The 21,736-nt window shown below is 33.3% G+C and carries 22 protein-coding genes; 5 read left to right on the top strand and 17 right to left on the bottom strand.

Features of this window, described 5'->3' with window-relative positions; genetic code table 11:
* Positions 1-60 precede the first annotated feature (60 nt).
* The 4 genes from JBL43_RS06075 to JBL43_RS06060 form a co-directional block, all read right to left on the bottom strand.
* On the bottom strand, positions 61-732 hold the full coding sequence (locus tag JBL43_RS06075; RefSeq protein WP_198840580.1) for an HD domain-containing protein: 672 nt from the start codon (positions 730-732) through the stop codon (positions 61-63).
* A gap of 9 nt (positions 733-741) precedes the next feature.
* Positions 742-1,728: an acyl-ACP desaturase gene (locus JBL43_RS06070; protein WP_198840579.1), complete on the bottom strand. Its 987-nt coding sequence runs from the start codon at positions 1,726-1,728 to the stop codon at positions 742-744.
* A gap of 13 nt (positions 1,729-1,741) precedes the next feature.
* Positions 1,742-2,479, bottom strand: coding sequence for a lysophospholipid acyltransferase family protein (locus tag JBL43_RS06065; RefSeq protein ID WP_198840578.1), 738 nt, complete (start codon positions 2,477-2,479; stop codon positions 1,742-1,744).
* Positions 2,480-2,559: 80 nt separating this feature from the next.
* Complete coding sequence (locus JBL43_RS06060) at positions 2,560-2,970, bottom strand: BrxA/BrxB family bacilliredoxin (protein ID WP_198840577.1); 411 nt, start codon at positions 2,968-2,970, stop codon at positions 2,560-2,562.
* 258 nt (positions 2,971-3,228) lie between these two features.
* On the opposite strand from JBL43_RS06060, the gene JBL43_RS06055 reads away from it, so the two are divergent.
* Positions 3,229-4,002 (top strand): TerB family tellurite resistance protein, encoded by a 774-nt coding sequence (locus JBL43_RS06055; RefSeq protein WP_198840576.1) that lies wholly within the window; start codon positions 3,229-3,231, stop codon positions 4,000-4,002.
* 34 nt (positions 4,003-4,036) lie between these two features.
* Here JBL43_RS06055 and JBL43_RS06050 read toward each other — a convergent pair whose 3' ends face one another.
* Genes JBL43_RS06050 through JBL43_RS06040 form a run of 3 tightly spaced genes read right to left on the bottom strand, consistent with a single transcriptional unit; the run spans position 4,037 to position 7,346 of the window.
* A complete protein-coding gene (locus tag JBL43_RS06050) occupies positions 4,037-4,516 on the bottom strand; it encodes a hypothetical protein (protein ID WP_198840575.1) in 480 nt (159 codons plus the stop codon).
* A 9-nt stretch (positions 4,517-4,525) separates the two neighbouring features.
* Positions 4,526-5,413, bottom strand: a complete 888-nt coding sequence (locus tag JBL43_RS06045) for a metallophosphoesterase (protein WP_198840574.1) — start codon at positions 5,411-5,413, stop codon at positions 4,526-4,528.
* Between the two features lie 13 nt (positions 5,414-5,426).
* A complete protein-coding gene (locus JBL43_RS06040) occupies positions 5,427-7,346 on the bottom strand; it encodes a M1 family metallopeptidase (protein WP_198840573.1) in 1,920 nt (639 codons plus the stop codon).
* Positions 7,347-7,489: 143 nt separating this feature from the next.
* On the opposite strand from JBL43_RS06040, the gene JBL43_RS06035 reads away from it, so the two are divergent.
* The 3 genes from JBL43_RS06035 (at position 7,490) to JBL43_RS06025 (ending at position 10,785) form a co-directional block, all read left to right on the top strand.
* Positions 7,490-9,025 (top strand): S41 family peptidase, encoded by a 1,536-nt coding sequence (locus JBL43_RS06035; RefSeq protein ID WP_317193437.1) that lies wholly within the window; start codon positions 7,490-7,492, stop codon positions 9,023-9,025.
* Between the two features lie 81 nt (positions 9,026-9,106).
* Complete coding sequence (thiL, locus tag JBL43_RS06030; protein ID WP_198841068.1) at positions 9,107-10,153, top strand: thiamine-phosphate kinase; 1,047 nt, start codon at positions 9,107-9,109, stop codon at positions 10,151-10,153.
* Between the two features lie 62 nt (positions 10,154-10,215).
* Positions 10,216-10,785: a DUF4377 domain-containing protein gene (locus JBL43_RS06025; protein WP_198840571.1), complete on the top strand. Its 570-nt coding sequence runs from the start codon at positions 10,216-10,218 to the stop codon at positions 10,783-10,785.
* Here the strand turns inward: JBL43_RS06025 and JBL43_RS06020 are convergent, their stop codons facing one another.
* Positions 10,786-11,892 carry a TlpA disulfide reductase family protein gene (locus JBL43_RS06020; protein WP_198840570.1) on the bottom strand — a complete coding sequence of 369 codons (1,107 nt, stop codon included), beginning with the start codon at positions 11,890-11,892 and terminating at the stop codon, positions 10,786-10,788.
* A gap of 39 nt (positions 11,893-11,931) precedes the next feature.
* Complete coding sequence (locus tag JBL43_RS06015; RefSeq protein ID WP_198840569.1) at positions 11,932-12,720, bottom strand: alpha/beta fold hydrolase; 789 nt, start codon at positions 12,718-12,720, stop codon at positions 11,932-11,934.
* Between the two features lie 40 nt (positions 12,721-12,760).
* Between JBL43_RS06015 and brnQ the strand changes: the two genes are divergently transcribed.
* Positions 12,761-14,074, top strand: a complete 1,314-nt coding sequence (gene brnQ / locus JBL43_RS06010; protein ID WP_198840568.1) for a branched-chain amino acid transport system II carrier protein — start codon at positions 12,761-12,763, stop codon at positions 14,072-14,074.
* Positions 14,075-14,548: 474 nt separating this feature from the next.
* Here brnQ and JBL43_RS06005 read toward each other — a convergent pair whose 3' ends face one another.
* The 8 genes from JBL43_RS06005 to JBL43_RS05970 all read right to left on the bottom strand — a co-directional run bounded on the left by JBL43_RS06005 (position 14,549) and on the right by JBL43_RS05970 (position 21,418).
* Entirely contained in the window at positions 14,549-15,091 is a 543-nt protein-coding gene (locus JBL43_RS06005) for a DUF4287 domain-containing protein (protein ID WP_198840567.1), read from the bottom strand.
* A gap of 469 nt (positions 15,092-15,560) precedes the next feature.
* Positions 15,561-15,980: a DUF3995 domain-containing protein gene (locus JBL43_RS06000; RefSeq protein WP_198840566.1), complete on the bottom strand. Its 420-nt coding sequence runs from the start codon at positions 15,978-15,980 to the stop codon at positions 15,561-15,563.
* Positions 15,977-17,473, bottom strand: coding sequence for a YfcC family protein (locus JBL43_RS05995; protein WP_198841067.1), 1,497 nt, complete (start codon positions 17,471-17,473; stop codon positions 15,977-15,979). Before JBL43_RS05995 ends, JBL43_RS06000 begins: the two co-directional genes overlap by 4 nt.
* Positions 17,474-17,570: 97 nt before the next feature.
* The gene (locus JBL43_RS05990; protein ID WP_198840565.1) at positions 17,571-18,554 is read right to left on the bottom strand and encodes an aldo/keto reductase; all 984 of its coding nucleotides are present in this window, start codon (positions 18,552-18,554) and stop codon (positions 17,571-17,573) included.
* 13 nt (positions 18,555-18,567) lie between these two features.
* A complete protein-coding gene (locus tag JBL43_RS05985; RefSeq protein ID WP_198840564.1) occupies positions 18,568-19,215 on the bottom strand; it encodes an HAD family hydrolase in 648 nt (215 codons plus the stop codon).
* A 70-nt stretch (positions 19,216-19,285) separates the two neighbouring features.
* Complete coding sequence (locus tag JBL43_RS05980) at positions 19,286-19,960, bottom strand: SIMPL domain-containing protein (RefSeq protein ID WP_198840563.1); 675 nt, start codon at positions 19,958-19,960, stop codon at positions 19,286-19,288.
* A 95-nt stretch (positions 19,961-20,055) separates the two neighbouring features.
* Positions 20,056-20,349: a hypothetical protein gene (locus JBL43_RS05975; protein ID WP_198840562.1), complete on the bottom strand. Its 294-nt coding sequence runs from the start codon at positions 20,347-20,349 to the stop codon at positions 20,056-20,058.
* 406 nt (positions 20,350-20,755) lie between these two features.
* Positions 20,756-21,418 carry an EndoU domain-containing protein gene (locus JBL43_RS05970; RefSeq protein WP_198840561.1) on the bottom strand — a complete coding sequence of 221 codons (663 nt, stop codon included), beginning with the start codon at positions 21,416-21,418 and terminating at the stop codon, positions 20,756-20,758.
* Positions 21,419-21,736 lie beyond the last annotated feature (318 nt).

The following is a 21,736-nucleotide window of genomic DNA, read 5'->3' as shown; positions in this document are numbered from 1 at the left end:
ATTAAAAAAAAGCCCAATGAAAATAACATTTTCATTGGGCTTTTTTTTGTTTGAAATCAATTATAATTTACCATTCCATTCTCCATAGAACTGATCTAAATATTTTATCATATACTCATGTCTTTTCTTGGCTATTTTTTTACCAGACTTGGTATTCATTTTATCTTTTAAAAGCAATAACTTTTCGTAAAAATGATTGATGGTTGGAGCTGTCGATTTTTTATATTCTTCTTTGCTCATGTTTAAATTTGGAGCAATATCTGGGTTGTAAATTTCCCTGTTTTTAAATCCTCCATAATTAAAACAACGTGCAATGCCAATAGCTCCAATAGCATCTAATCTGTCCGCATCTTGCACTATGTCAAGTTCAATGGAGGTAAATCTATTTTGGCTTTTAGAAAGCGATGATTTGTAAGAAATATTTTCAATAATTTTAATAACGTGCTCAATTATTGTGCTATCAATATTTTGTTGAAATAAAAATTTACGTGCTACTTTAGGTCCAATAGTTTCATCTCCTCCCGATGCGTCGGGATAAAATTTAGCATCAGCAATGTCATGCAATAATGCACCAAGGGCCACGATAAAACCGTCTGCCTTCTCTGTTTTAGAAATCAATTGGGCATTATTATAAACACGTTCAATATGAAACCAATCATGTCCGCCTTCTGCTCCTTTTAAGGTTTCTTTTACAAATTCAATGGTCTTAGAGATGACTTGATCTTGATCCATATATTGAATCTATTTGGTCGCAGGTTCTACCCATTTAAATTGAAAAGAATTTTCAGGAACTTTCATCCTATCAGCTAAACGCATCATTCTTGCAGGTAAGGCAATTAAATAATCTCTTGCTTTTTCGGCTTCATCACTAAGGTTCGTAATTTTATCAATTTCCCAACGTTTTACAAGTTTGTCTAGAATGTCTACATAATCTAAAGAAGTGTACACACCTATACGTTGTGCTGTATTCGAAAATTCCTCAAAAGCAGTTCCGATTTTATCACCAGACTCTCTTAAAAATTGTGCAGGCATAACAATTTTTTGCTTCATCATATATTGAAATGCCAACATCATTTGACTAGGGTCGACTTTAAAAATACGCTCTACAAATTCAGAATACGCATTGTGATGACGCATTTCGTCACCAGAAATAATACGACACATTTTGGCCAATTGTTTATTGCCTTTTGCTTTTGCCAATTTAGCGACTCTGTTATGAGATACATAGGTTGCTAGCTCTTGAAAACTAGTGTACACAAAGTTTTTGTAAGGGTCACGGTCAGTACCAATATCAAAACCATCAGTAATTAAATGCTGTGTGGTTATCTCAATTTCTCTCATATTTACTCTGCCGGACAGATATAAATATTTATTAAGTACATCACCGTGTCTATTCTCTTCACCTGTCCATTGACGCACCCATTTTCCCCAAGGGTTGGTATCAACTTGATCTACACCTTCAACATCCATTAACCACGACTCGTAAGTAGGTAGTGCTTCTTCAGTAATCATATCACCAACTAAAACAACCCAAAAATCGTAAGGTAATTCTTTTGCTAGTTCACGTATTTCAGTAACCTCATTAAAAAAATTATCACCTTCAGAATCAGGTAAGAAATCGGAAGGCTGCCAAATTTTATCAACTGGGATTAAATATTTTTGAATCAATGCATCAACATCTTTTTCCAAAAATCGCATTACTTCTAATCTTTTATTTTTTAACGACATATATATAAATATTTTATGGATGAACACCATTTTTAATGGTGGTTTCAACTTCGTTTATTAAGAGCTCCTTATCCGTAAAGGTAGCAATTTTTACTGGTTTGTGTACTGTAATGGTCATGTGCGTACCAATGCCCATAGGAAATTTTCCGTAACGTACTGTTTTCCAAGAATTATTTATAGAGATTGGAACAACTGTAGCTTCCGGTATTTCTTTAAATAAAGTTAACAATCCTCTTTTTTGAAAATCTTTTGGCACTCCATTTTTACTTCTTGTTCCTTCTGGGAAAATTACAGCAGCCCAATTGTTTTTCACCACAGAAACTGAAAATTCCTTTATGGCAGTAATGGCTTGTCTCGGATTTTTTCTTTCTATTAATGCAGAACCTCCATGGCGTAAGTTATAAGAAATACTCGGTATGCCTTTACCTAATTCGGCCTTGCTTATAAATTTAGGATGATGTTTACGCATATACCATATTATTGGCGATATGTCGTACATGCTTTGATGATTAGAAACAATAATCAAGGGTTGATTTATTTCTATATCATAGGGGTTGGTAAATGTAAATCGAGTACCTAAAACATTTAAACATCGTAATAAGAAAAAGTTAAACAGATCAACACTTTTCTTTAATGAGTTATAGCCAAATACGTTATTGCTAATCCATAAAATAGGATGAAATATTAACAGTGTTAATCCAAAACACAGGTAATATACAACAGATAAAGGATAGGCTAATAGTTTTCTCATGTTTTTAAATAAAAATCCCTCTTCTTTCCAAATATACTAAAGTTTTAGTACAAGGACAGAAGAGGGTTAACTTGTAAAGTTTAACAAAATTCTTGATAAGCTCCTGTTAAATTTTCTGCAATCATTTCAGCGGTTCTACCTTCAATATGATGACGTTCTAACATGTGCACCAATTCACCATCTTTAAATAATGCTATTGCTGGAGAAGATGGAGGAAACGGAATCATATGTTCTCTCGCTTTATTCACTGCTTCAACATCATTTCCCGCAAAAACAGTAGTAAAATGATCTGGTGTTTTATCACCTGTAGTAGATAAAATGGCTCCTGGTCTTGCAGTACCTGCTGCACAACCACAAACTGAATTTACCATTACTAAAGTGGTACCTTTTTCACTCAATATAGCGTCAACTTGGTCTGCAGTTTTTAATTCTTGAAAACCAGCATCTACTAATTGTTGACGCATTGGTTTTACTATTTCTTCTGGATACATATTCTTTTCTTTTTAAAATTGAATGGCAAAGATAATCATTATTAAGAACTCATCTCGAATTTTTGTTTTAAACCGAAAATTTCGGCTTTTGTGCAGTGATGAATGCTTTTTTTAGTAGCATAGCCTTAGTACGGAACTAAAAAAAGACAAAATTAGGATGCGAAATGTTAAATTTGCAGGTAAAAGAGAAGGTCAAGACGTGTTCTAAGAATAGTTCTAAGATAAATGTATCTTTGAACCCTCAATTGATTATTTTTTATGTCGAATTTTTCAAAATGGATAGGTGCTACATTAGGTTGGTCTGTAGGTGGACCTATTGGTGGTATTTTAGGTTTTATTGTTGGTAGTTTAGTAGATGGATTTACTGAAGGTGATATTAATACGGCAGGGCAAGGTCCAAGAACATCAGCAAGGACAGCTGGTGGTGACTTTGAAATTAGCTTATTGGTACTCGCCGCTGTTGTGATTAAAGCAGATGGTAGATCTAGCAAAAAAGAAATGGATTATGTACGTGATAACTTCGTTAGAATGTATGGTAAAGAACGTGCGAATAATGCCTTTAAATTATTTAATGAATTAAGAAAAAAAGGTACCATACCAACACGGCAAGTATGTATGCAAATCAGGGAACATATGACACATGCTTCGCGATTGCAATTATTACATTTTTTGTTTGGTATTGCTCAATCAGATGGTTCTGTTAGTCAATCAGAAATTGATGCTATAAAGCGTATTTCTACCTATTTATATATTAGCAGTCGCGATTTTGAATCTATAAAAGCAATGTTTTATGGCTCTTCATCTTCGTCATCATCTTCAACATCGTATAGTAGTGTTACTGCCTACAAAATTTTAGAAATAACAAAAACGGCTACTGATGTTGAGGTTAAAAAGGCCTATCGTAGAATGGTTAAAAAACACCACCCAGATAAGCTTAGACACTTGGGTGAAGCTCATCAAAAAGGTGCCGAAGAAAAGTTTAGACAAATACAAAAAGCCTACGAACAAATTCAGGCGGAACGAGGACTTTAGTTCGCAGTAGTAGTTTTTAGTTGGCGGTAAAAAATCAATTTTTTTTAGAATTGACCATCTCTTTGTTTGGATTATTTGTGTTGTATTCTTTTACATTATTCTCTAAAGTTTGAATAAAATCGGTCATTTCTTTTTCAGAAGGGTTATTATCGTATAATTCTAATATAAATCTTTGTGTTGGAATAAATAACAGGTGTTTTCTGCTTAATAAAGTTGCAATTGTAAACACAATAAAAAACAGCAAAGCCAGTGGCCAGAGTCCTTTGTTTAACCCTTCAGGATTATCTGATAACCCTAAAAGTGCTTTTATGAGCACTCCAAGTGATACTATAGCTACAAATAAGTTAAACTTATCCGTCTTAAACTCTCTAAAGTAATTGTTAATTTCAATTTCATTATATGGTATAAAAATACTATGAGAATTTAAAATGTTTCCACTACTATATTGAATTCCTCCGGTTTTAAAATCAACGGTTTTTGTGTTAAAATGTCTTTTTTGTTTTAAACTATTCATAGTTGAGTTTTACAAATACAATTCCAATTTTTGTGGCCCAGCCAAAATCGTTTTTACGATATGGTTTTCGCCAGAATCATCCTTTTCAAAATGCCATTTTACCATGGTAATTTCTAAATTTTCAATTTCAAGTCCAATAATAGAATTTGGATGTACACAACTACCATCATTAAAATAAGGTAACAGTCCAGGATCTGGAAAACGCGGTCTATGCGTATGACCCGCAATTACCATTTGATTGTCATTTTTCAACATCCAGTTTTTTAATTTTTTCTCAATTCTGTTGAGTGTAGTGTTGTTTTTTGCGGGACTCGTAGGGTCTTTTACGTTAAACCATTTTTGTAACGGCATCCATAAATAACGTACAAAAAAACGACTGACTTTCCAAAATCTATAATTAAACCAATCGGCTTGATGACCGTGAATTAAAAATATCTTCTTGTCTGTGTTTTCAATTTCTAAGAGCATACTTTCGTGATATTCTAAATTAAAAAGTCGCTCTTTTTGCTCGATGTTTTTTGGAGGAAAAATTTTATACAGCATTTTTTCTACCGTCAACGGATCTCCAAAAATCATATCATGGTTTCCCCAAAGCATATGCAGACGATCATCATCATAAAATAATTTGAGTAATTCAAATGAACTTTTATGAGCTTTGTAAATGGGTTCAAAAGAATAATTTTCCCAGAGTTCTACACCATCACCTAATTCTATATAGGTGTATTTTTTATCATAATATTCTTTTATAGCATACTGATAAATAAGCATATTATGCAAAAAATCATCCGCATAACTATTGTCCCCTTTATGTAGATCGCTAAAAAGTATAATTTTAGAATCTTTATTAATGGTTAAAGGTTTCGCGTTTTTAAAAGCGTTGTCTAATATAGAATGCATTAAACCCATAGTTTTATTGCTTTAAAAAGGGTTTATTAATTGTGTTTTTATCTGTTTTTATTCTGATAAAATGCAAACCATTTGTTAATGTAGAAACATCAAGGTTTTGTGAGGTGGTGAATTCACGTTCTATTTGACCTAATGTGTTGTAAATTGTAATATTTGCAATACTTGAATGGTCAGTGGTATTTATAGTAAGGCTGTTTGTAACAGGGTTGGGGTAAATGTTGAATTGTGAGGCTATTTCTTTTTCAATTCCCAAAACAGCCGTGTTACTTGTTGAAATTAAGTGTACATCAGGATCAATTTGAATTTGAGCAACTTGAAAACTCACAGTTTCTGTAAATTCTTGACCATCCGTGGTATTGTCTAAAACTACCTTTAAAATTTCGTTGTTGGTTCCTGTGATTCTAACTGGCACCGGAGCTTCAAAATAATTTACTGAAGCATGACTTTGGGTTTGATTTATCGTGATTTTTATTTCGTCATTTTCTGGTTGAAACCATGTTGCTGAGTAGGTTGGATGTCCTTCTCCGTAGATCCAATCATCAAAAAATTCTGATAAATCTTCTCCACTTGCATTTTCCATATTTACAATAAAATCAGGTGTTTTTGCATAACTATAAGCTAAGTTGGGGTCTGCTAAATAATTTTTCATTCCCTGAAAAAAAGCGGTATCTCCTAATTTTTTTCTGAGCATATGTAAAACCATTGACGCTTTGGTATACGACAAACGGCCATTGAATATTCTGCTTACACTGGTAGTGTCGGTGTCAGAAAGGTAAATGGAGCCATCAGTCTGAGCCGTAACTTGATTTACGGAACTTGTTCGCCAATTTTTAAAAGCTTCGTCGCCATCTAAATTTTCAATGGTAAGTCCTGCCAAATACGTAGCAAAGCCTTCATTTAACCAAATATCTTTCCAGCTACCGCAAGTTATTTTATTCCCAAACCATTGGTGTGCCAATTCATGAGCAATTAATCCTCGGTTAAAGCTACCCATAAAAGAAACGGTGGTATGCTCCATGCCGCCACCCCATCCAAATTGAGCATGGCCATATTTTTCATCCGCAAAAGGATATTCTTCAAACAACTCCGTAAATAAATTCATGATTTCAACGGTTACGGGAGTTTGGCTTTGGGCGGATGCTAAACTTTCAGGATACACATAATTTACAATCTCAAAAGGATTTCCGTTATTAGCCACAGTGTGATTATAAGTGCTGTAATTAGTTACCGCGATGGCAATTAAATAGGCGGGAATAGGATATTTGTGTTTAAAATGTGTGGTTTTGATTCCAGCATCTATCGTCTGGCTTTGTTCTAATCCGTTAGAAACAGAAGTATATAGTTCTGGTGTTTTTAAATACACATCTATACTGTCAATTTTGTCGTTGAGGTCTTGTTTACACGGCCACCAACCTTTTGCTCCAAAAGGTTCTGAAAGTGTCCAAATTATTGGTGTTCCATTATGTTCGGTTTGTTCAAAAGAGCCAAAGCCTGAACTTTGTGGATTACCACTGTATGTAATTTTTATCGCTGTAGATTCTCCTAGCAATAGTGTTTGAGGTAAGGTAATAATTAACTCATCATTGGCATTTTGAGAAAAGGCTAACGAGGTTCCGTTTTCTGAAACTGCTGACACCATCATATTGTCATCCAAATCAAAAGTGACTGTGCTCAAATTCTCTAGAGCGGTAAAGGTAGTGGTTACAGATCCATTTATAAAAGCAATGGCGGGGTCAATAACCCAATCCATTCTATGATGGGTAACATCGTAGTTTACGGTATTAATATTGGCTTTATGATTTATAATTTTAGTTGCCGCTTTTGCTTCTGCTTCAATAATGGTTGATAAATCCAACTGTTGTGCATAGACAAAGTAACATCCAAAAATGAAAAGAAGTGTTAATATGTTTTGCTTTAGCGGCATAAATAGTATTTTTGGACTTTAAAAGTACCAATATAAATCAGTTCATTATAAAAATTCGTTTTATTTTTGTGCTTTACCCATCTTTTATGCAAAAACTACTCTTATTTTTTTGTGTTTTTTTATTGCTGTTTTCTTGCGTTAGTGTGAAATCTTATAACGAAGAAATTAATGTAAACCATTCCGCACACAGTTTAAAAAAAGATGTTGATGTGGCGTATAAAAAACTACAAAAACTGCATCCTCGGTTATATCAATATATTACAAAACCTATATTAGATTATAAATTTGATAGCTTAAAAAACACTATTGTTACGCCCTTAACCAGTAAACAGTTTTACGAAAAATTAGCTCCGGTTATCTCAGAAGTACGGCAAGGACATATTACGATTAGTCCACCACAGAAACTTTTTAATGGTAAAGAAAGAAAGGTATTAAATAAAAAGAAGTTTGAATTTTATGCGTTAGATTTCGAATACTTAAATGACAGTTTGTGGATTGTAGATACGAGAGGTTTAGATTCTACCATCGTTGGTAGTAAGGCAGTCAAAATTAATGGAGAAGATATTTATAAACTTTTTGAAAAATATAAAAAATTATTTTCATCTGATGGCTATAACAATACCTTTCAGAATAGAATAATAGCATCTCGATTTTCTGGTTTTTATTATAAAGATAAAGGGTTTGTAGATAGCCTTTCAATGACATTGAAAAATGAAGATTCTTTATTTACGAAAATGTTTAGAAGAATTCCTAAAGATTCTGTAAAAGGGAAAAAAAAGGAAATAGATTCTTTAGCGAAAAAACCAAAGAAACTAACAGATCAAGAAAAGAAAGATTTAAAACTGAAGCAGAAACAAAAGAAGGATAGAGATTATATTTATGGTTTTGAAAAAGACAGAAATAGATATACAAGAAACTTAAATTTTATAGGAAAGGATAGTACCGTTGCTCTATTGAAAATACGCAGCTTTGGTAATGGAAACTATAAAAAATTTTATAAGGAAAGTTTTGCTAAAATGGACTCCTTAAAAACGGAGTATTTAATACTAGACTTAAGAGATAATACAGGTGGTAGGCTTGACGAAATTGATAAACTATATTCGTATTTAACAGAAAAAGAGTACCAGTTAATAAAAAAGTCAGAAGTCTTAACACGGCAGCCTTTTTTAACCTCAATGTTATCAAAAAACAGTTCTTCATTTGTAAAAATTGGAGCTGTGTTGTTATCACCTTTTGTAGCCATTCACAACTTGTTTAAATCCGGAAAAAATGATGGAAAAACCTATTATTCATTTTCAAGTGCTAACCTAAAAAAACCAGATCCTTTACATTTTAAAGGAGAAATGTATGTGTTGATTAATGGAGCTTCATTTTCAGCATCTTCTATTTTATCTACAAATTTACATGCAAATAAAAGAGCTATTTTTGTAGGCGAAGAAACAGGTGGAGCTTATAACGGAACCGTTGCCGGTTTATTTAAATATATTGAATTGCCCAACTCAAAAGTGAAAATGAATATTGGTCTAGCTCAAATTGAGGCACCATATATCATGGATCCTGATGGATATGGAATAAAACCAGATGTAGAAATTCTGCCTACCATAGAAGATAGGTTAAACAATATAGACCCTGAATTGGATTGGGTTTTGGAAGATATAGAAGTAAAAAAAGATAATTAAATAGAGTGTATACAAGAATCTATTAGATGTGAAATACATTTTAAAAAGATGCTACGCGTTACTCTTAAGGACAAAAAAAGTATGTTAGAAGATAAAAATGAACAAAGAACCTCTTTAGCTGAATTAGGGGAGTTTGGATTAATAAAGCACTTAACAGATCAGGTTAAGTTAACACATAAATCTTCTATAAAAGGAGTTGGTGATGATGCTGCTGTATTGGAGTTTAAAGACAAACAGATTTTAGTAACTACAGATTTGTTAGTGGAAGGTGTGCATTTTGATTTATCATATATGCCCTTAAAACACTTAGGTTATAAGGCGGTAATGGTTAATTTATCTGATGTGTATGCTATGAATGGTAAGGCTACTCAAATTACGGTTTCATTAGCGGTGTCTAACCGTTTTCCTTTAGAGGCTATTGAAGAGTTGTATGCTGGTATTCATTTGGCTTGTAAAACATATAATGTCGATTTAATAGGTGGTGATACCTCTTCTTCTACAAAAGGTTTGTTACTTAGTATTACAGCAATTGGAGAAGCTAATAAAGAAGATATTGTCTATAGAAATGGAGCAAAACCTAATGATTTAATCGTGGTAACCGGAGATTTAGGAGCTGCATATTTAGGGTTGCAAGTTTTAGAACGCGAAAAGCAAGTTTTTCAAGCCAATCCAAATGCTCAACCAGAATTGGACAATTATACCTACTTGGTAGAACGTCAGCTAAAACCAGAAGCTCGAAAAGACATCCCAAATTTGCTAAAAGAATTAGAGGTAAAACCTACATCTATGATTGATATTAGTGATGGCTTGTCGTCAGAAATTATTCATATCTGTAGTCAAAGTGAAGTGGGTTGTAATTTGTTTGAAGATAAATTTCCTTTAGACCCACAGGTTATTTCAACGTGCGAAGAATTTAAGTTAGATAGCACAACCGTGGCTTTAAGTGGTGGTGAAGATTATGAATTACTTTTTACGGTAGATACGGCAGATTATCCGAAAATTAAAGCAAATCCGCATTTAACAGTTATAGGACATATTACTGAAAAAGATGAAGGAATGAATTTAATAACACGAGGCAATCAAAAAATAGAATTGACGGCTCAGGGGTGGAACGCCATGTTGAAATAAAATTATATCATAAATGGAGCAACGCTTTATTTAATTTTGCATCTACTTATAAATTCTATTCTATGAAGTTTATAAGCGTATCCGTGATTCTTTTTTTAGCATGTTTAATTTCAATCTCCTCTTGTACAAGTGATGATGATGTGGAAATTGTAACCCTAAAAGTGAATCATTTTAAGCAGTCAGGAGTAGGCTCGTTTACTTCTCAGTTTTTATTAGTCTATGAAGGAAGTGATGCAGGAGACGCCATGTATAATATGTTTTATAGTGGAATTGAAGGTTTTAACTATGAATGGGGTTATGTATACACGTTAACGGTAGAAAAGAAAACGATAGGAAATATAGCAGCAGACGGCGGTTCAATAAGTTATAAGCTTATTGATGAGGTAGGTAAAGAAAAGGCAGCTTCTGATATTTCTTTTGAAATTCTCTTATCAAGAACTTATGACGATGGCGGTTTTGAACCTTTTTTTACAAAGACTGATAACTCCACTTTTGAGTTATTAGATGGTACTAAAATTGATTGTGCTAATTTGTGTGATCAACTCACAGAAAAGTTAGCAGTAAAAGAAGCCATTACAGGTGTGTTTCTTCATTCTGAAAATATCGGCCTAGAATTAACAGCACTGAAATAATTAATTAGCCATTACTTGATCAACTAATAGTTCTAGCTCTTCTGCATGTAAATTTTTAGCAATAATTATTCCTTTACTATCAATTAAATAATTCATAGGTAAAGCGGTTACTGCAAAATTATAAGCTGCTGGTGTTTCAAAACCTTCTAGAGACGATACATTTGCCCAAATTCTATGGTCTTTAGCCATGGCATTGGTCCATTGTTTTTTATTGGTATCTAAAGACACACCATAAATTGTAAAGCCTTTTTCATTATACTTTTCGTATAATTTATTTAAGATACCACTTTCTCTTCGGCAAGGGCCACACCAACTTGCCCAAAAATCTATTAGCGTATATTTTTCGGTGATAGAAAAAAGACTTACCGTGTCTTTATCAGCGGTAGTCATTACAATACCTGGTACTTTTCCGCCTACGGCTGTTTGTTGTAATCGCGTTACTTTTTCTCTTAATTTTTTAGAAATAGCTAAATTAGGATGAGCATTTTCAAATGCATTGGTTAAGCTATCAAAGAATTTAATGTTATCATCTTTCCATCGTAATGAAGTTGGGTAAATGGCAATGCTAGTTCCCATTTTTTCCTTTATAAAAGCGTTTAATTCTGCCAAATGCAAATCATAATTTTTTAACTCTAGTTTACCTAAAGAATCAATGGTTTTAGGGTTTGGATTTTCAGATTTATTTTCAGTTACAATTTGTTTTCTAATGGTGTTTACCAAGCGGTCTAAAGATTCTTTTCTTAAGTTTTCATACGCATTAAGCAAGTCGGTGTCTTTAGATCCGGTAACCAACGGTGTAGCATTAGTTGATTCTATTGTAATTTGCTGATCTTTATCTATAGCCAGTGGTATGTTTTCATTTTCGTTCACTACCAAAGAATAGAAGTGTGGCTCTTTATTTAGTGCAACCGAAAAATTTCCATTTTCGTCTAATTTTATCGTGTCAATTAATGTGTTGTTTTTTCTTTCAATGTCATTTTCTTGATATAGAAGTACATACTTATTTTCGGAATTATTAATCTGACCCTGTAATGTAAATGTTGCATTTTCTTTTTTAGCACATGATGTAAAAAGAATAATTGTCAATAAAAATAGTATTCTCTGCATAAATAGTGTTTGTGACTAAGTTGTCGTTAAATATTGGGGTTAATTACAAGATTTTATAAATTCAATCAGTGTTTTTGCGAGTTCATTTTTGTTTTCAACATGACTCATATGCCCATCAGGGAATTCAACTACTTGAACTTCAGTATTTTTTACTTTATTTTTAAGTGATTCTGAATCTAAAACAGGATCTTTTGCTCCGAGAATCAACATTTTTTTAAAGGTAGCTTTTTTAAAGAAACTTGTACTGTCTTTTCTAATTTTCATTCCTTCTAAAGAAGCTATTATTCCTTGAATTGATAATTTTAAAGCACTTTGTGTTATCTGATCAATTTCGTTTTTAAAAGCAACTCTGTTTTGTTCGCAAAATAAATTGGGAATAGACATTCTTATAAACATTTTATGATTTTGCTTTACGGCTACAATAGCTCTATCTCGGTTTATTTTTTTCTCTTTGGTATCTGCTTCAAAGGTCGAGTTCATTAAACAAATGCCTTTTATAGTATTGGGAAATAATTTTGCAAATGCAAGATTTACATAGCCACCCATACTATGTCCGACAATAATATATTTTCGCAGTTTTAAGTGTTTTAATACCGCTTTTACCATTTCAGCCTGTTCTTCCATGGTATGGATATATCCTAAATTACCAGATGCTCCATGCCCTAATAAATCAATGGAAACCACTTTGTTTCTTGTTGAAAGTTCTTTTGAGAGATCATCCCACATGGTTACATCTTCTAAAAACCCATGAAGTAAGATAACAGCAGCTCCTTTACCTGAAGTACGATACCGAATTGCGGTATTTTTGTATGTAAAAAAATTATCCATCCCACAAAAATAACTATATTGGCTTACTTATTTTTTATTAGTGAATAAAACTAAAGAAATACTTATTACCGGATTTGCCTTGTTCTCCTTGTTTTTTGGAGCAGGAAATTTATTGCTACCGCCTTTATTAGGTTATAATGCAGGTTCTGACTGGTTTTTGGTTACACTTGGCTTTATGATTACTGCTGTAGTGATACCGATTCTCGGTATTTTGGCTCATGCCAAATTACAAGGAACCATGTACGATTTTGGTAAAAAAGTATCGCCAATTTTTAGTGTAATCTATTGTATAATTGTCTATCTCATTGCAATTGCCATACCCTCACCTCGAACTGCTGCTGCCACTCACGAAATTGCCATTTATCCACTTTTTAATACAAGTCCGTTATTAACTAGTAGTGTCTATTTTGGACTCGTTTTGTTATTTGTGCTCAATCGCTCCAAAATATTAAGCTTTATTGGTAAGTTTTTAACGCCTCTCATTGTGGTTATGCTCTTTTTGGTAATTGGGATTGGCTTGTTTTCTAGTGATATGCTTATGAATCCGTCTAATTTTAAGGCTCCCATTGTAGATGGCATATTAGAAGGTTATCAAACATTTGATGCTATTGGTGCTGTTGTTGTTGGTGCTGTAATCATCGTCTCACTCAATTTAAAAAGTAATGCTTCATTTGAAGCTAAAAAAGAATTGATTATAAAATCAGGATTTATAGCGGGCTCAGGCTTGTTTATTATTTATGCGGGACTCATTGCTTTAGGATCGTTTTATGGTGCTGAAATTTTTATTGATGATGCTTTAAGTAGTGACATGCAACGAGCCAATTTATTAATGGGAATCAGCCTTAGAACTTTAGGTCCGATTGGGAATCTGTTTTTAAGTGTTTTAATTGCGTTGGCTTGTTTTACCACTGCTGTGGGGATTGTTACCGGTACAGCCGATTATTTTAAGGGTTTGTTTAAAAATTCTCAAAAAGCGTATGTTATAACGGCAATATTAGGTTGTGCGTTGGGTATTTTAGTGGGGCAGCTGAATTTCTATTCTATTATAATGATTGCCTTACCTGTGTTGATGTTTATTTATCCGATAACCATTATATTGATTTTATTAAATGTGGTACCCGATAAATTTGCTTCTAAAGCTGTTTTTAGAATGGTAGTTTTAATTACTTTTTTATTCAGTATTCCTGACTTTTTAAAGTTTATAGTTCCTGAAGAAAGTTTAAGTGGCTTGCAAGGTATTATTCCGTTAGCAAAATATAGTTTGGGCTGGGTGATGCCTGCGTTTATTATGTTTATTTTAGTGAATATAGTAGATCTTTATAAAGCTCGGAAAAACTATAGTCCTGCTCGGTAAACTACAAAAAAAGTACAGATTATAGCAACTACAATAAAGGTGGCCATAGTCCAAATAATGATACTTAAATTAGCCCGTATTTTTTCAAGTTTTTGACGGGTCATTTGTTGAGAATACAATACCTCTAATTTATAATCTTGTTCACTTAGTTTACTGTAATGGTCCATGAACTTTTTCTTTCTGTGGGAGTGCGGGTGTGGCATTTTTGGTTGATTTAGTTGGTTACTTGGTTTTAAATAAAATAAGGTAGTTTTAAAACATGCTGTGCTTTTGGTAAAAAAGCAAACCCATTACATTTTTTATTAAAATGTAGTCCAATTGAATATGTGGGGGAGTTAGGGGAGAACATGTTTAGCGATTATATAAGGTGCTAATTTATTAATTTACCCTTTAAAAAACAATAAAAACGGCCTAAAATTGCTATAAACTAGGACTTTAGCTTTGTTTTTAATACAATTTTAAATGATTTACCTCTTACTCTGCTTTTTCATAAGCTTCCTTTAACCAGTCTAATAACTGCTCGTCAACTTCAGCAGATGAATTTAATTGTACACGGTGTGTACACATGGTTCCAAATGGCCCTGAGTTTTCAAGTCGGTCAGTTGTTGGTACATCTATTAGTTTTAAACCTAAATCAATTCTGGTTTTGGTTGCTGGTTTTATCAAGGCAAATTGCTTTTTTCTAATAAGGCTTACGCTGGTTTTCTTTGGGGTTATGGTAATATCATTACCAAAGGTACTTATGGTGTTAATTAACTTTTCAAAGATTGGAAATAAGGCTTCTTTACCTTTATATTGATTGCTAACTAAATCATCTGCCGTGTCGTTATTTTCTTTTGAAAGGGTAACAATGGTGTTTGCAAAACCATGCGTTACCTGATGTTCACTTTTTAAATACTTTACCGCTTCTCCATGTTTGGCAAAGTCTTTAGACTTTAATATTTTTTTCCACTCTTCTAAAGATTTACCTGTTTTCTCAGGCATATTATCAATCATTGTTTGTAAGGCTTTTTCCATGGTAGTAGGTTTTAGAATATCCTAAGTTACAAAAATTTCAAATTATGGGTATTTTATGTTGAGGTTTCAAACCCTCCGTCTTCCGACTGAAAAAGTCGGAATCCACCTCCCTTTGTCTAAAGGGAGGGCCGAGCGTTCAATATTGGTCTAGTAGACCAATATTAGCGAGGAGCCAGGTGGTGCGTTGGCTGAGAAAGGTGAGTTTGAAATCAAAGTTCGTCAGGACTAATCCCCAAAACGGTAAGAAAACCTGAAGGTTAGGTTTTTCAAACCCTCCGTCTTTCGACTGAAAAAGTCGGAATCCACCTCCCTTTATCTAAAGGGAGGAGCTCAACAAAAGTTTATAGTAACTAGTTGAACACTTCAATTAATGAAACTGGAGTGGCAATAATCAGACACATGAGTGAAAAGAGTTTGGAATCCACCTGTATTTATACAAAGGGAGGAGCTCAACAAAAGTTTATAGTAACTAGTTTAAAACATGAATTAATACACCCAAAACAGCAATAATCAAACATAAAGGAGAAAAGAGTTTGGAATCTAATCTAGCAAAATCTGTAGTTTTTATGCGTTTAAAAAAGCCGACATATTTAAATTCGCCTATGGCACGTATTAGGAAAATAGCAGGAATAAGCCACGAGCCAACAGTGAAAATCCATAAGGGTAATGGTATATCAATCAGGTCGGCTTTTATTAAATAGAACAAGCCAAAAGCGGTTAAACCCAATCCAACAATAGCACTGTCCATTTTTTTGGGATTCAACATACGTTCTCCAGTTACTGTAGTGGGTAATGAAGCTGCAAAACCGAAGCTACCACCCACAACCCAATTGAAATGAATAAGAGCTAAAATGAAAAATACACTACTTAAAATCAGGGTTAGTATCATAAATACACAGAAATAGTAAGTGCGATCATCGTTACTACAATAAGCGTAATAAACAAAGGCAAAACAAATTTTAACCACTTGTCATAACCAATTTTTACAATAGCTAAAGAGGCTAAAATTAAACCTGTAGGATTTATAAAATAAAACAAACCCATTCCGTATTGATAGGTGTTTACAATAACTTCTCTACCTACGCCAACGGTATCAGCCAATGGAGACATTACCGGCATGGTTAATACCGCCATCCCAGAAGAAGAGGGAATAAAAAAGGACAAGCCTCCATAAATATAAAGCATCGAATTTACAAATACACCTTTGTTCATACCTTCGGTAAATGTGCTTGCATAATATAACATGGTATCGCTAATTAAGCCATCGTCCATAAGTACAGAAACACCTCTGGCAATACCAATAATAAAAGCAACTCCTAATAATTCTCCTGCTCCTTTAGAAAAGGCCTCTACAAAGTTAGCTTCCTTTATTTTTCCTAAAAAGCCAATAATTATTGCTCCTACTAAAAAGGTAGTGGTCATTTCTACAAACCACCAATCTAATTTTGAAACACCCACAATCATAATGACAAAACTTAGGATAAATACCAATAAAATTAAGCGTAATCTGGTAGTCAATTTAAGTTTAGCATTGGTTTCTTTGATATGAAAAAGGGCTTCTATTTGTTCTTTCTGATCGTAAATAATAGATTTTGTAGGGTCGTTTTTTACACGCTTGGCATAACGCAGTATATACCAAATGCTAATGGCAAGCACCACCATAAGCATAACAAACCTACCGTTAAGTCCAGTGGTCCAGTTGATACCCGCGGCATCAGAGGCAATTATTGTTGAAAACGGATTTACCGTAGAGCACATGGTACCAATAGAAGACCCTAAAAAGATACAGGCCAAACCGACCATAGCATCATATTTTGCGGCAATAAAAACGGGAATAAGTATCGGGAAAAACGCAATGGTTTCTTCTGCCAATCCGAAAGTGGTTCCGCCAGCAGCGACCAAACACGTAACTAGAATAATTAAAATAAATTCTCTTCCTTCTAAGGCTTTTGCTAGCCAAGCAATACCAGCATCAAAAGCTCCGGTAAGGTTCATAATGCCGATTAGACCGCCAATAATTAAGACTAAGAAAATGATGTCTGCTGCGGCTATTATTCCCTTTATGGGCGATTGCATAAAAGCGGCAAAACCTTGTGGTTTAGATGCTAATTCTTGATAGGTATTAGGGATGCCAATGGGTTTATAAATGGCTCCGCTTGTAAATTTTTCTAAGGGTATTTTTATCTGTAAATTGTCTAAGGTTTGTTGTGTAGCGGGTAATGCTGTGGTGGTTTCTAAACTGGTTTTTGTAAAGGTTTTGGCAGTAGCATCATAGGTTAAGCTGTCAAATTTACCAGCAGGAACCACCCAAGTGAGTAGGGCAACTAAACCCGCAATTAACAATAAAATGGTTTGTGCTGTGGGGAATTTTAATTTTTTGATACGCATATGACAAGGGTTGGTCAATTATAACGGCAAGTTAAGTATTATTTTACGGTCTATTCACCGTATCTTTTTTTAATTAATTGCTAGTTAAAAGCTAATACACACCACGAATGTATTGGTGTATTTCCGTATTGTAAAATTCAGTAAGTGCGGCATGCAGTTCTTCTGGTAACGGATTTAAACTGGAAACATACGCATTGTTTTCTGCTTGTGTTGGTGAGCTAGCTCCAGGAATAATTGTTGAAACCGCCTTGTGGTCTAAGATCCAACGTAGAGCCATTTGTACCATGGTCATGTCTTTAGGAAGAAAGTCTTTTAGAGCTTCTGTAATTTCTATACCTTTTTCAAAAGGGAGTCCTGCAAAGGTTTCGCCAACATTAAAAACGGCACCGTCTTTATTAAAATTTCTATGATCTTCTTTATGAAATTTAGTGTCTTTGGTAAACTTACCCGTAAGTAAACCACTGGCTAATGGCAGTCTAACAATAATACCTACGCCTTTTTCTTCAGCCTGTGGAAACAATGCAGTAATTGGTTTTTGTCTATAGATATTAAAAATAATCTGCAAGGCTTGTAGGCCTTCTTGCTCTAAGCAGAGTAATCCTTCTTCGACAGATTCTATACTAGCACCAAAATTTTTAATAAGTCCTTCACTTTTAAAATCGCGGAGCCAATCAAATACATCTCCTTTTTTTAATTCAGCGGTGGGTATGCAATGCAATTGCAACAGGTCTAATGTAGTTACGCCAAGTCTGCTTAATGAGGCTTCAATTCCTTTTTTTAAGGCCTCTTTGGTATAGTTATCAGGAAAAACGTTTGCTCCTCTTCCAAATTTAGTAGCCACTTTAATTTTGGCATCCGTATTTTTTAAAAATTCGCCAATAAAAGCTTCGCTTTTACCATCACCATAGACATCAGCAGTATCAAAAAAAGTAACGCCACTATCTACGGCGGTCATTAAAATGTCCATGGCTTTTTGGGTTGAAAAATCTTTTCCCCAGTTGCCACCAATCTGCCATGTACCTAGTCCAATTTCACTTATGTTTAATCCGTTGTTACCTAATGTTCGGGTTTTCATGCTGTCGTTCATTTTATAATGATTGTATTAAATCTAAAGGATGGTTTAGTGTTTGTTTGGCTCCACTGGCCATAAGTTCTTCTTTGGTTCTAAAGCCCCAAAGTACGCCAACGCCATACAGGTCTGCATTTGTAGCCGTTTGCATATCTACATTGGTATCACCCACATAAATAGCTTCTTGAGGTTTAATGTTTAATTGCTCGCAAATTTGTAGAGCCACTAACGGGTTGGGTTTTTTATGAGCTTCAATTTTTAAGCCTGCAACGATACTAAAATAACCAGGCAATAAGGCCTCTACTATTTTTTTAGTAAAATCATCTGCTTTATTAGAAAAAACGGCTAGTTTTAATTGACGCGATTTTAATTCGTCAAGCAGCTCCATAATACCGTCATACGGTTTTGTGTTAACGGTGCAATTTTCACTGTAAAAAGTTAAAAATTGCTCCATACACGAAGCAATTGTTTCTTTATTTTGAGCTGTTTTGGGTAGAGAGACTTCTACCAAACTTAAAATTCCTTTTCCGGTAAATGACTTGTAATCTACTAAGGTATGTGTAGGGTAATTACACTGCGACAACACACTATTCATTGCATTGGCAATATCTTCTAATGAGTTTACCAATGTGCCGTCTAAATCAAAGAGTACGCCTTTAAAATTCATGTTATAAAAATCTAGTGAACTTCAAAATTACGTTAACTTTTTTAGAAAATTATTAGTGTGAGCTGTTAATTTATTTTGCTGAAAATTTTACGATAATGGCTTTAGATCTTTGACCATATAATTCATTGTTAGATGAGTTCCATTTCTTATTGCCTTTCATAACCGTATACATATCTAACATATTAAAAGTTAAATTATCAACATCAGCAACTTCACTAAACTCTATAAGTTTACCTAGTTTTAAATTGGATAATTTGGCAATTGTCATTGCCTTTTTTTCGGCTTTATCTAGTAGTTTTTTAAATAATCTTTCTTCTGATTTTTCTTCATTGGTATAATGGAATTCTCCTAAATTTCCATTTACATAATCTAGTATTTTAAGTTCGTGCATGAATTTTTGCAAATCTTTTGCTGAGGTAAACGTTACCATAAATCCATTTTTTGCAAAATAGGAAGTGTTATTAACTTCATAGGTAGAATGTTGTAATGGTGTAAAATTAGTAGTCTTTTCTTTTAAAAAAGATTCTAATTCCTTCAACTTTAATTTTAGTTTTTCATTGGATATTCTTGGGTCGTAAGGCCCAGTGTTGTTATAATCTCTCAATGTTGACTCGTCTACACTAATTTGATAATCAAAACTTTCGGGTTTTATTTTAATGGTATCTCTAACTTCAATTTCTATAAAACCGGTTTGGCTAAAGCAAATTGTAGTGGTTAAAAGTAAAATAGTGAGAAGTGTTTTCATAGGTTTTATTTTTTGAAATGCTTTAATAGATGATGATTTAAAGATATGAATAATTTATGTTTTGGCTTAGTTCTTTATGAGCCGAGGGCTTACTATTATCCGCCTTTTGTCCATTTTTTAGTTGTTGAATTATAAGTTTTAGATTCTCCAAGACTCAAACCAAACCATACTATATAGGTGGAGTCTGTTTTTTTCTCGTAAAATGCTTTACTGTTTTCAAGTTCAATCAGACCAATTTCAGAAACATTTTTCGGCAATCTATTTTGTTCTGTTTTAAATTGTTCAACTTTTTCAATTATTATTTTAGCGTATTGTTCTCGCTCATTTTCTATACTACAACTATAAACTATTAATAAGAGACAAATAAATATGCTATAAAACTTTGTCATTTTTTTGTTTTAAAATCCGCTTTCTATAAATTAAAAATCCGATAATTGTCAGTCCGCAAAGAATTGCTAAAATGTGAAAAGTTCTGATTGCGTTGCATAAATCAATTCCAGAAACGAGTGAAATACAATCAGTCAATTCACGTGTTTCATATTTTAAACTGACCATTGAATTAAAAGCCATAAATTCAAATAATGGAATTCCGATTATTAGTAAAGTCAGAGTAATTATGTAAATCGTTTTTCTCAATTATTCTCGTTTTTCAACTTGTACGCAACGGTTTGTGTATGGTTGATTGCGATTGTCTCGCAAATAATCTAGTAAGAATAAACCGAACGTTAGGGAAATCCGTAGGATTTTCCGAGTACACACAGACCCAAGCAATTAATTATACACCTCTTAAGTTAGCTACTGTTTCAGTACAGGATAAATGGACTTCATTGCTCCATTCAGACATATTATTTCCACCTCAATTCCGCTTTCAGTTTTTGATGTATAGATGTTCTTACTATTCTTTTTCTTTATTTTATTATTGACTGCAAATAAACATTCATGAAATAATTGATGATAACTCCAGTCGTTTGGGAAAAATGTAGTTGAAGTATCCTTTTTAATCCATTTTTTTGTTCGTGAATCAAAATATTCTATTTGGGCTTCCCAAATTCCGTTGGATGGATTTTGATCAATAATATTTAATATTTTAACTGTTTTAGGGTCATAGAAGTGAATTCCAGAAACCTTTCCCCTGTTTACTCTTCCTTTAGTACAATGCTCTATAATTTCAATAAAATCTAAATTAACACGTAAACCTTTTTTAGCTAGTACAACAGCTTTAATGACCCTCATATTTTTTTCCACACAAATTTGTTCCGCTCTTTTAGGGTTTCTTAAAATAAGATTTCGATAAATTGTCGACTTTCTCTTTAATTCTTTCAAATCCTTAAACGGACCATTTCCATTAATAAAATCAAATGGGTATGTTGTTGGTACTTTATGTATTATAACACCTGTTTTTAGACTTTGTTTATCAGTCGAAAAGGAATTTTTAAGGATGTAATAGTAATAGTCCAAATGAAATTATAAAATTGTAGCTAACGTTGTTCTTTACTTTGTTGCGTGTTTCAGCACCTAAATTAGTAAACTAAAACGAACCAGAGAAAATTCCGAAGGGATTTCCAAGTAGGCAAGTACTAGCAATGAATTATACACGGCTTAAGTTTGTAATTCATTAAATTAGATACTTAATCAGAAAGAATAAAAGAGAGAATTAAGGTTAATATATACGGTGAAGCTACAGACTTCGACAACATTGATAATCCTCTCTCTTTTCTACTTTAAATCACGTTCAGTTCTGTGAGACTTAGATCTCGTTTTCAAGTTGTTGTGAGT

This window comes from Aureibaculum flavum (genome assembly GCF_016406085.1).
Lineage (GTDB): Bacteria > Bacteroidota > Bacteroidia > Flavobacteriales > Flavobacteriaceae > Aureibaculum > Aureibaculum flavum.
Note: the sequence above shows the minus strand (reverse complement) of the source record. Positions and strands in the feature narration are given on the sequence as shown.

Coding starts and splice junctions, on each gene's coding strand:
- JBL43_RS06075 (WP_198840580.1), bottom strand. CDS start 732: ATGGATCAAGATCAAGTCATCTCTAAGACCATTGAATTTGTAAAAGAA.
- JBL43_RS06070 (WP_198840579.1), bottom strand. CDS start 1,728: ATGTCGTTAAAAAATAAAAGATTAGAAGTAATGCGATTTTTGGAAAAA.
- JBL43_RS06065 (WP_198840578.1), bottom strand. CDS start 2,479: ATGAGAAAACTATTAGCCTATCCTTTATCTGTTGTATATTACCTGTGT.
- JBL43_RS06060 (WP_198840577.1), bottom strand. CDS start 2,970: ATGTATCCAGAAGAAATAGTAAAACCAATGCGTCAACAATTAGTAGAT.
- JBL43_RS06055 (WP_198840576.1), top strand. CDS start 3,229: ATGTCGAATTTTTCAAAATGGATAGGTGCTACATTAGGTTGGTCTGTA.
- JBL43_RS06050 (WP_198840575.1), bottom strand. CDS start 4,516: ATGAATAGTTTAAAACAAAAAAGACATTTTAACACAAAAACCGTTGAT.
- JBL43_RS06045 (WP_198840574.1), bottom strand. CDS start 5,413: ATGCATTCTATATTAGACAACGCTTTTAAAAACGCGAAACCTTTAACC.
- JBL43_RS06040 (WP_198840573.1), bottom strand. CDS start 7,346: ATGCCGCTAAAGCAAAACATATTAACACTTCTTTTCATTTTTGGATGT.
- thiL (WP_198841068.1), top strand. CDS start 9,107: ATGTTAGAAGATAAAAATGAACAAAGAACCTCTTTAGCTGAATTAGGG.
- JBL43_RS06025 (WP_198840571.1), top strand. CDS start 10,216: ATGAAGTTTATAAGCGTATCCGTGATTCTTTTTTTAGCATGTTTAATT.
- JBL43_RS06020 (WP_198840570.1), bottom strand. CDS start 11,892: ATGCAGAGAATACTATTTTTATTGACAATTATTCTTTTTACATCATGT.
- JBL43_RS06015 (WP_198840569.1), bottom strand. CDS start 12,720: ATGGATAATTTTTTTACATACAAAAATACCGCAATTCGGTATCGTACT.
- JBL43_RS06005 (WP_198840567.1), bottom strand. CDS start 15,091: ATGGAAAAAGCCTTACAAACAATGATTGATAATATGCCTGAGAAAACA.
- JBL43_RS06000 (WP_198840566.1), bottom strand. CDS start 15,980: ATGATACTAACCCTGATTTTAAGTAGTGTATTTTTCATTTTAGCTCTT.
- JBL43_RS05990 (WP_198840565.1), bottom strand. CDS start 18,554: ATGAAAACCCGAACATTAGGTAACAACGGATTAAACATAAGTGAAATT.
- JBL43_RS05985 (WP_198840564.1), bottom strand. CDS start 19,215: ATGAATTTTAAAGGCGTACTCTTTGATTTAGACGGCACATTGGTAAAC.
- JBL43_RS05980 (WP_198840563.1), bottom strand. CDS start 19,960: ATGAAAACACTTCTCACTATTTTACTTTTAACCACTACAATTTGCTTT.
- JBL43_RS05975 (WP_198840562.1), bottom strand. CDS start 20,349: ATGACAAAGTTTTATAGCATATTTATTTGTCTCTTATTAATAGTTTAT.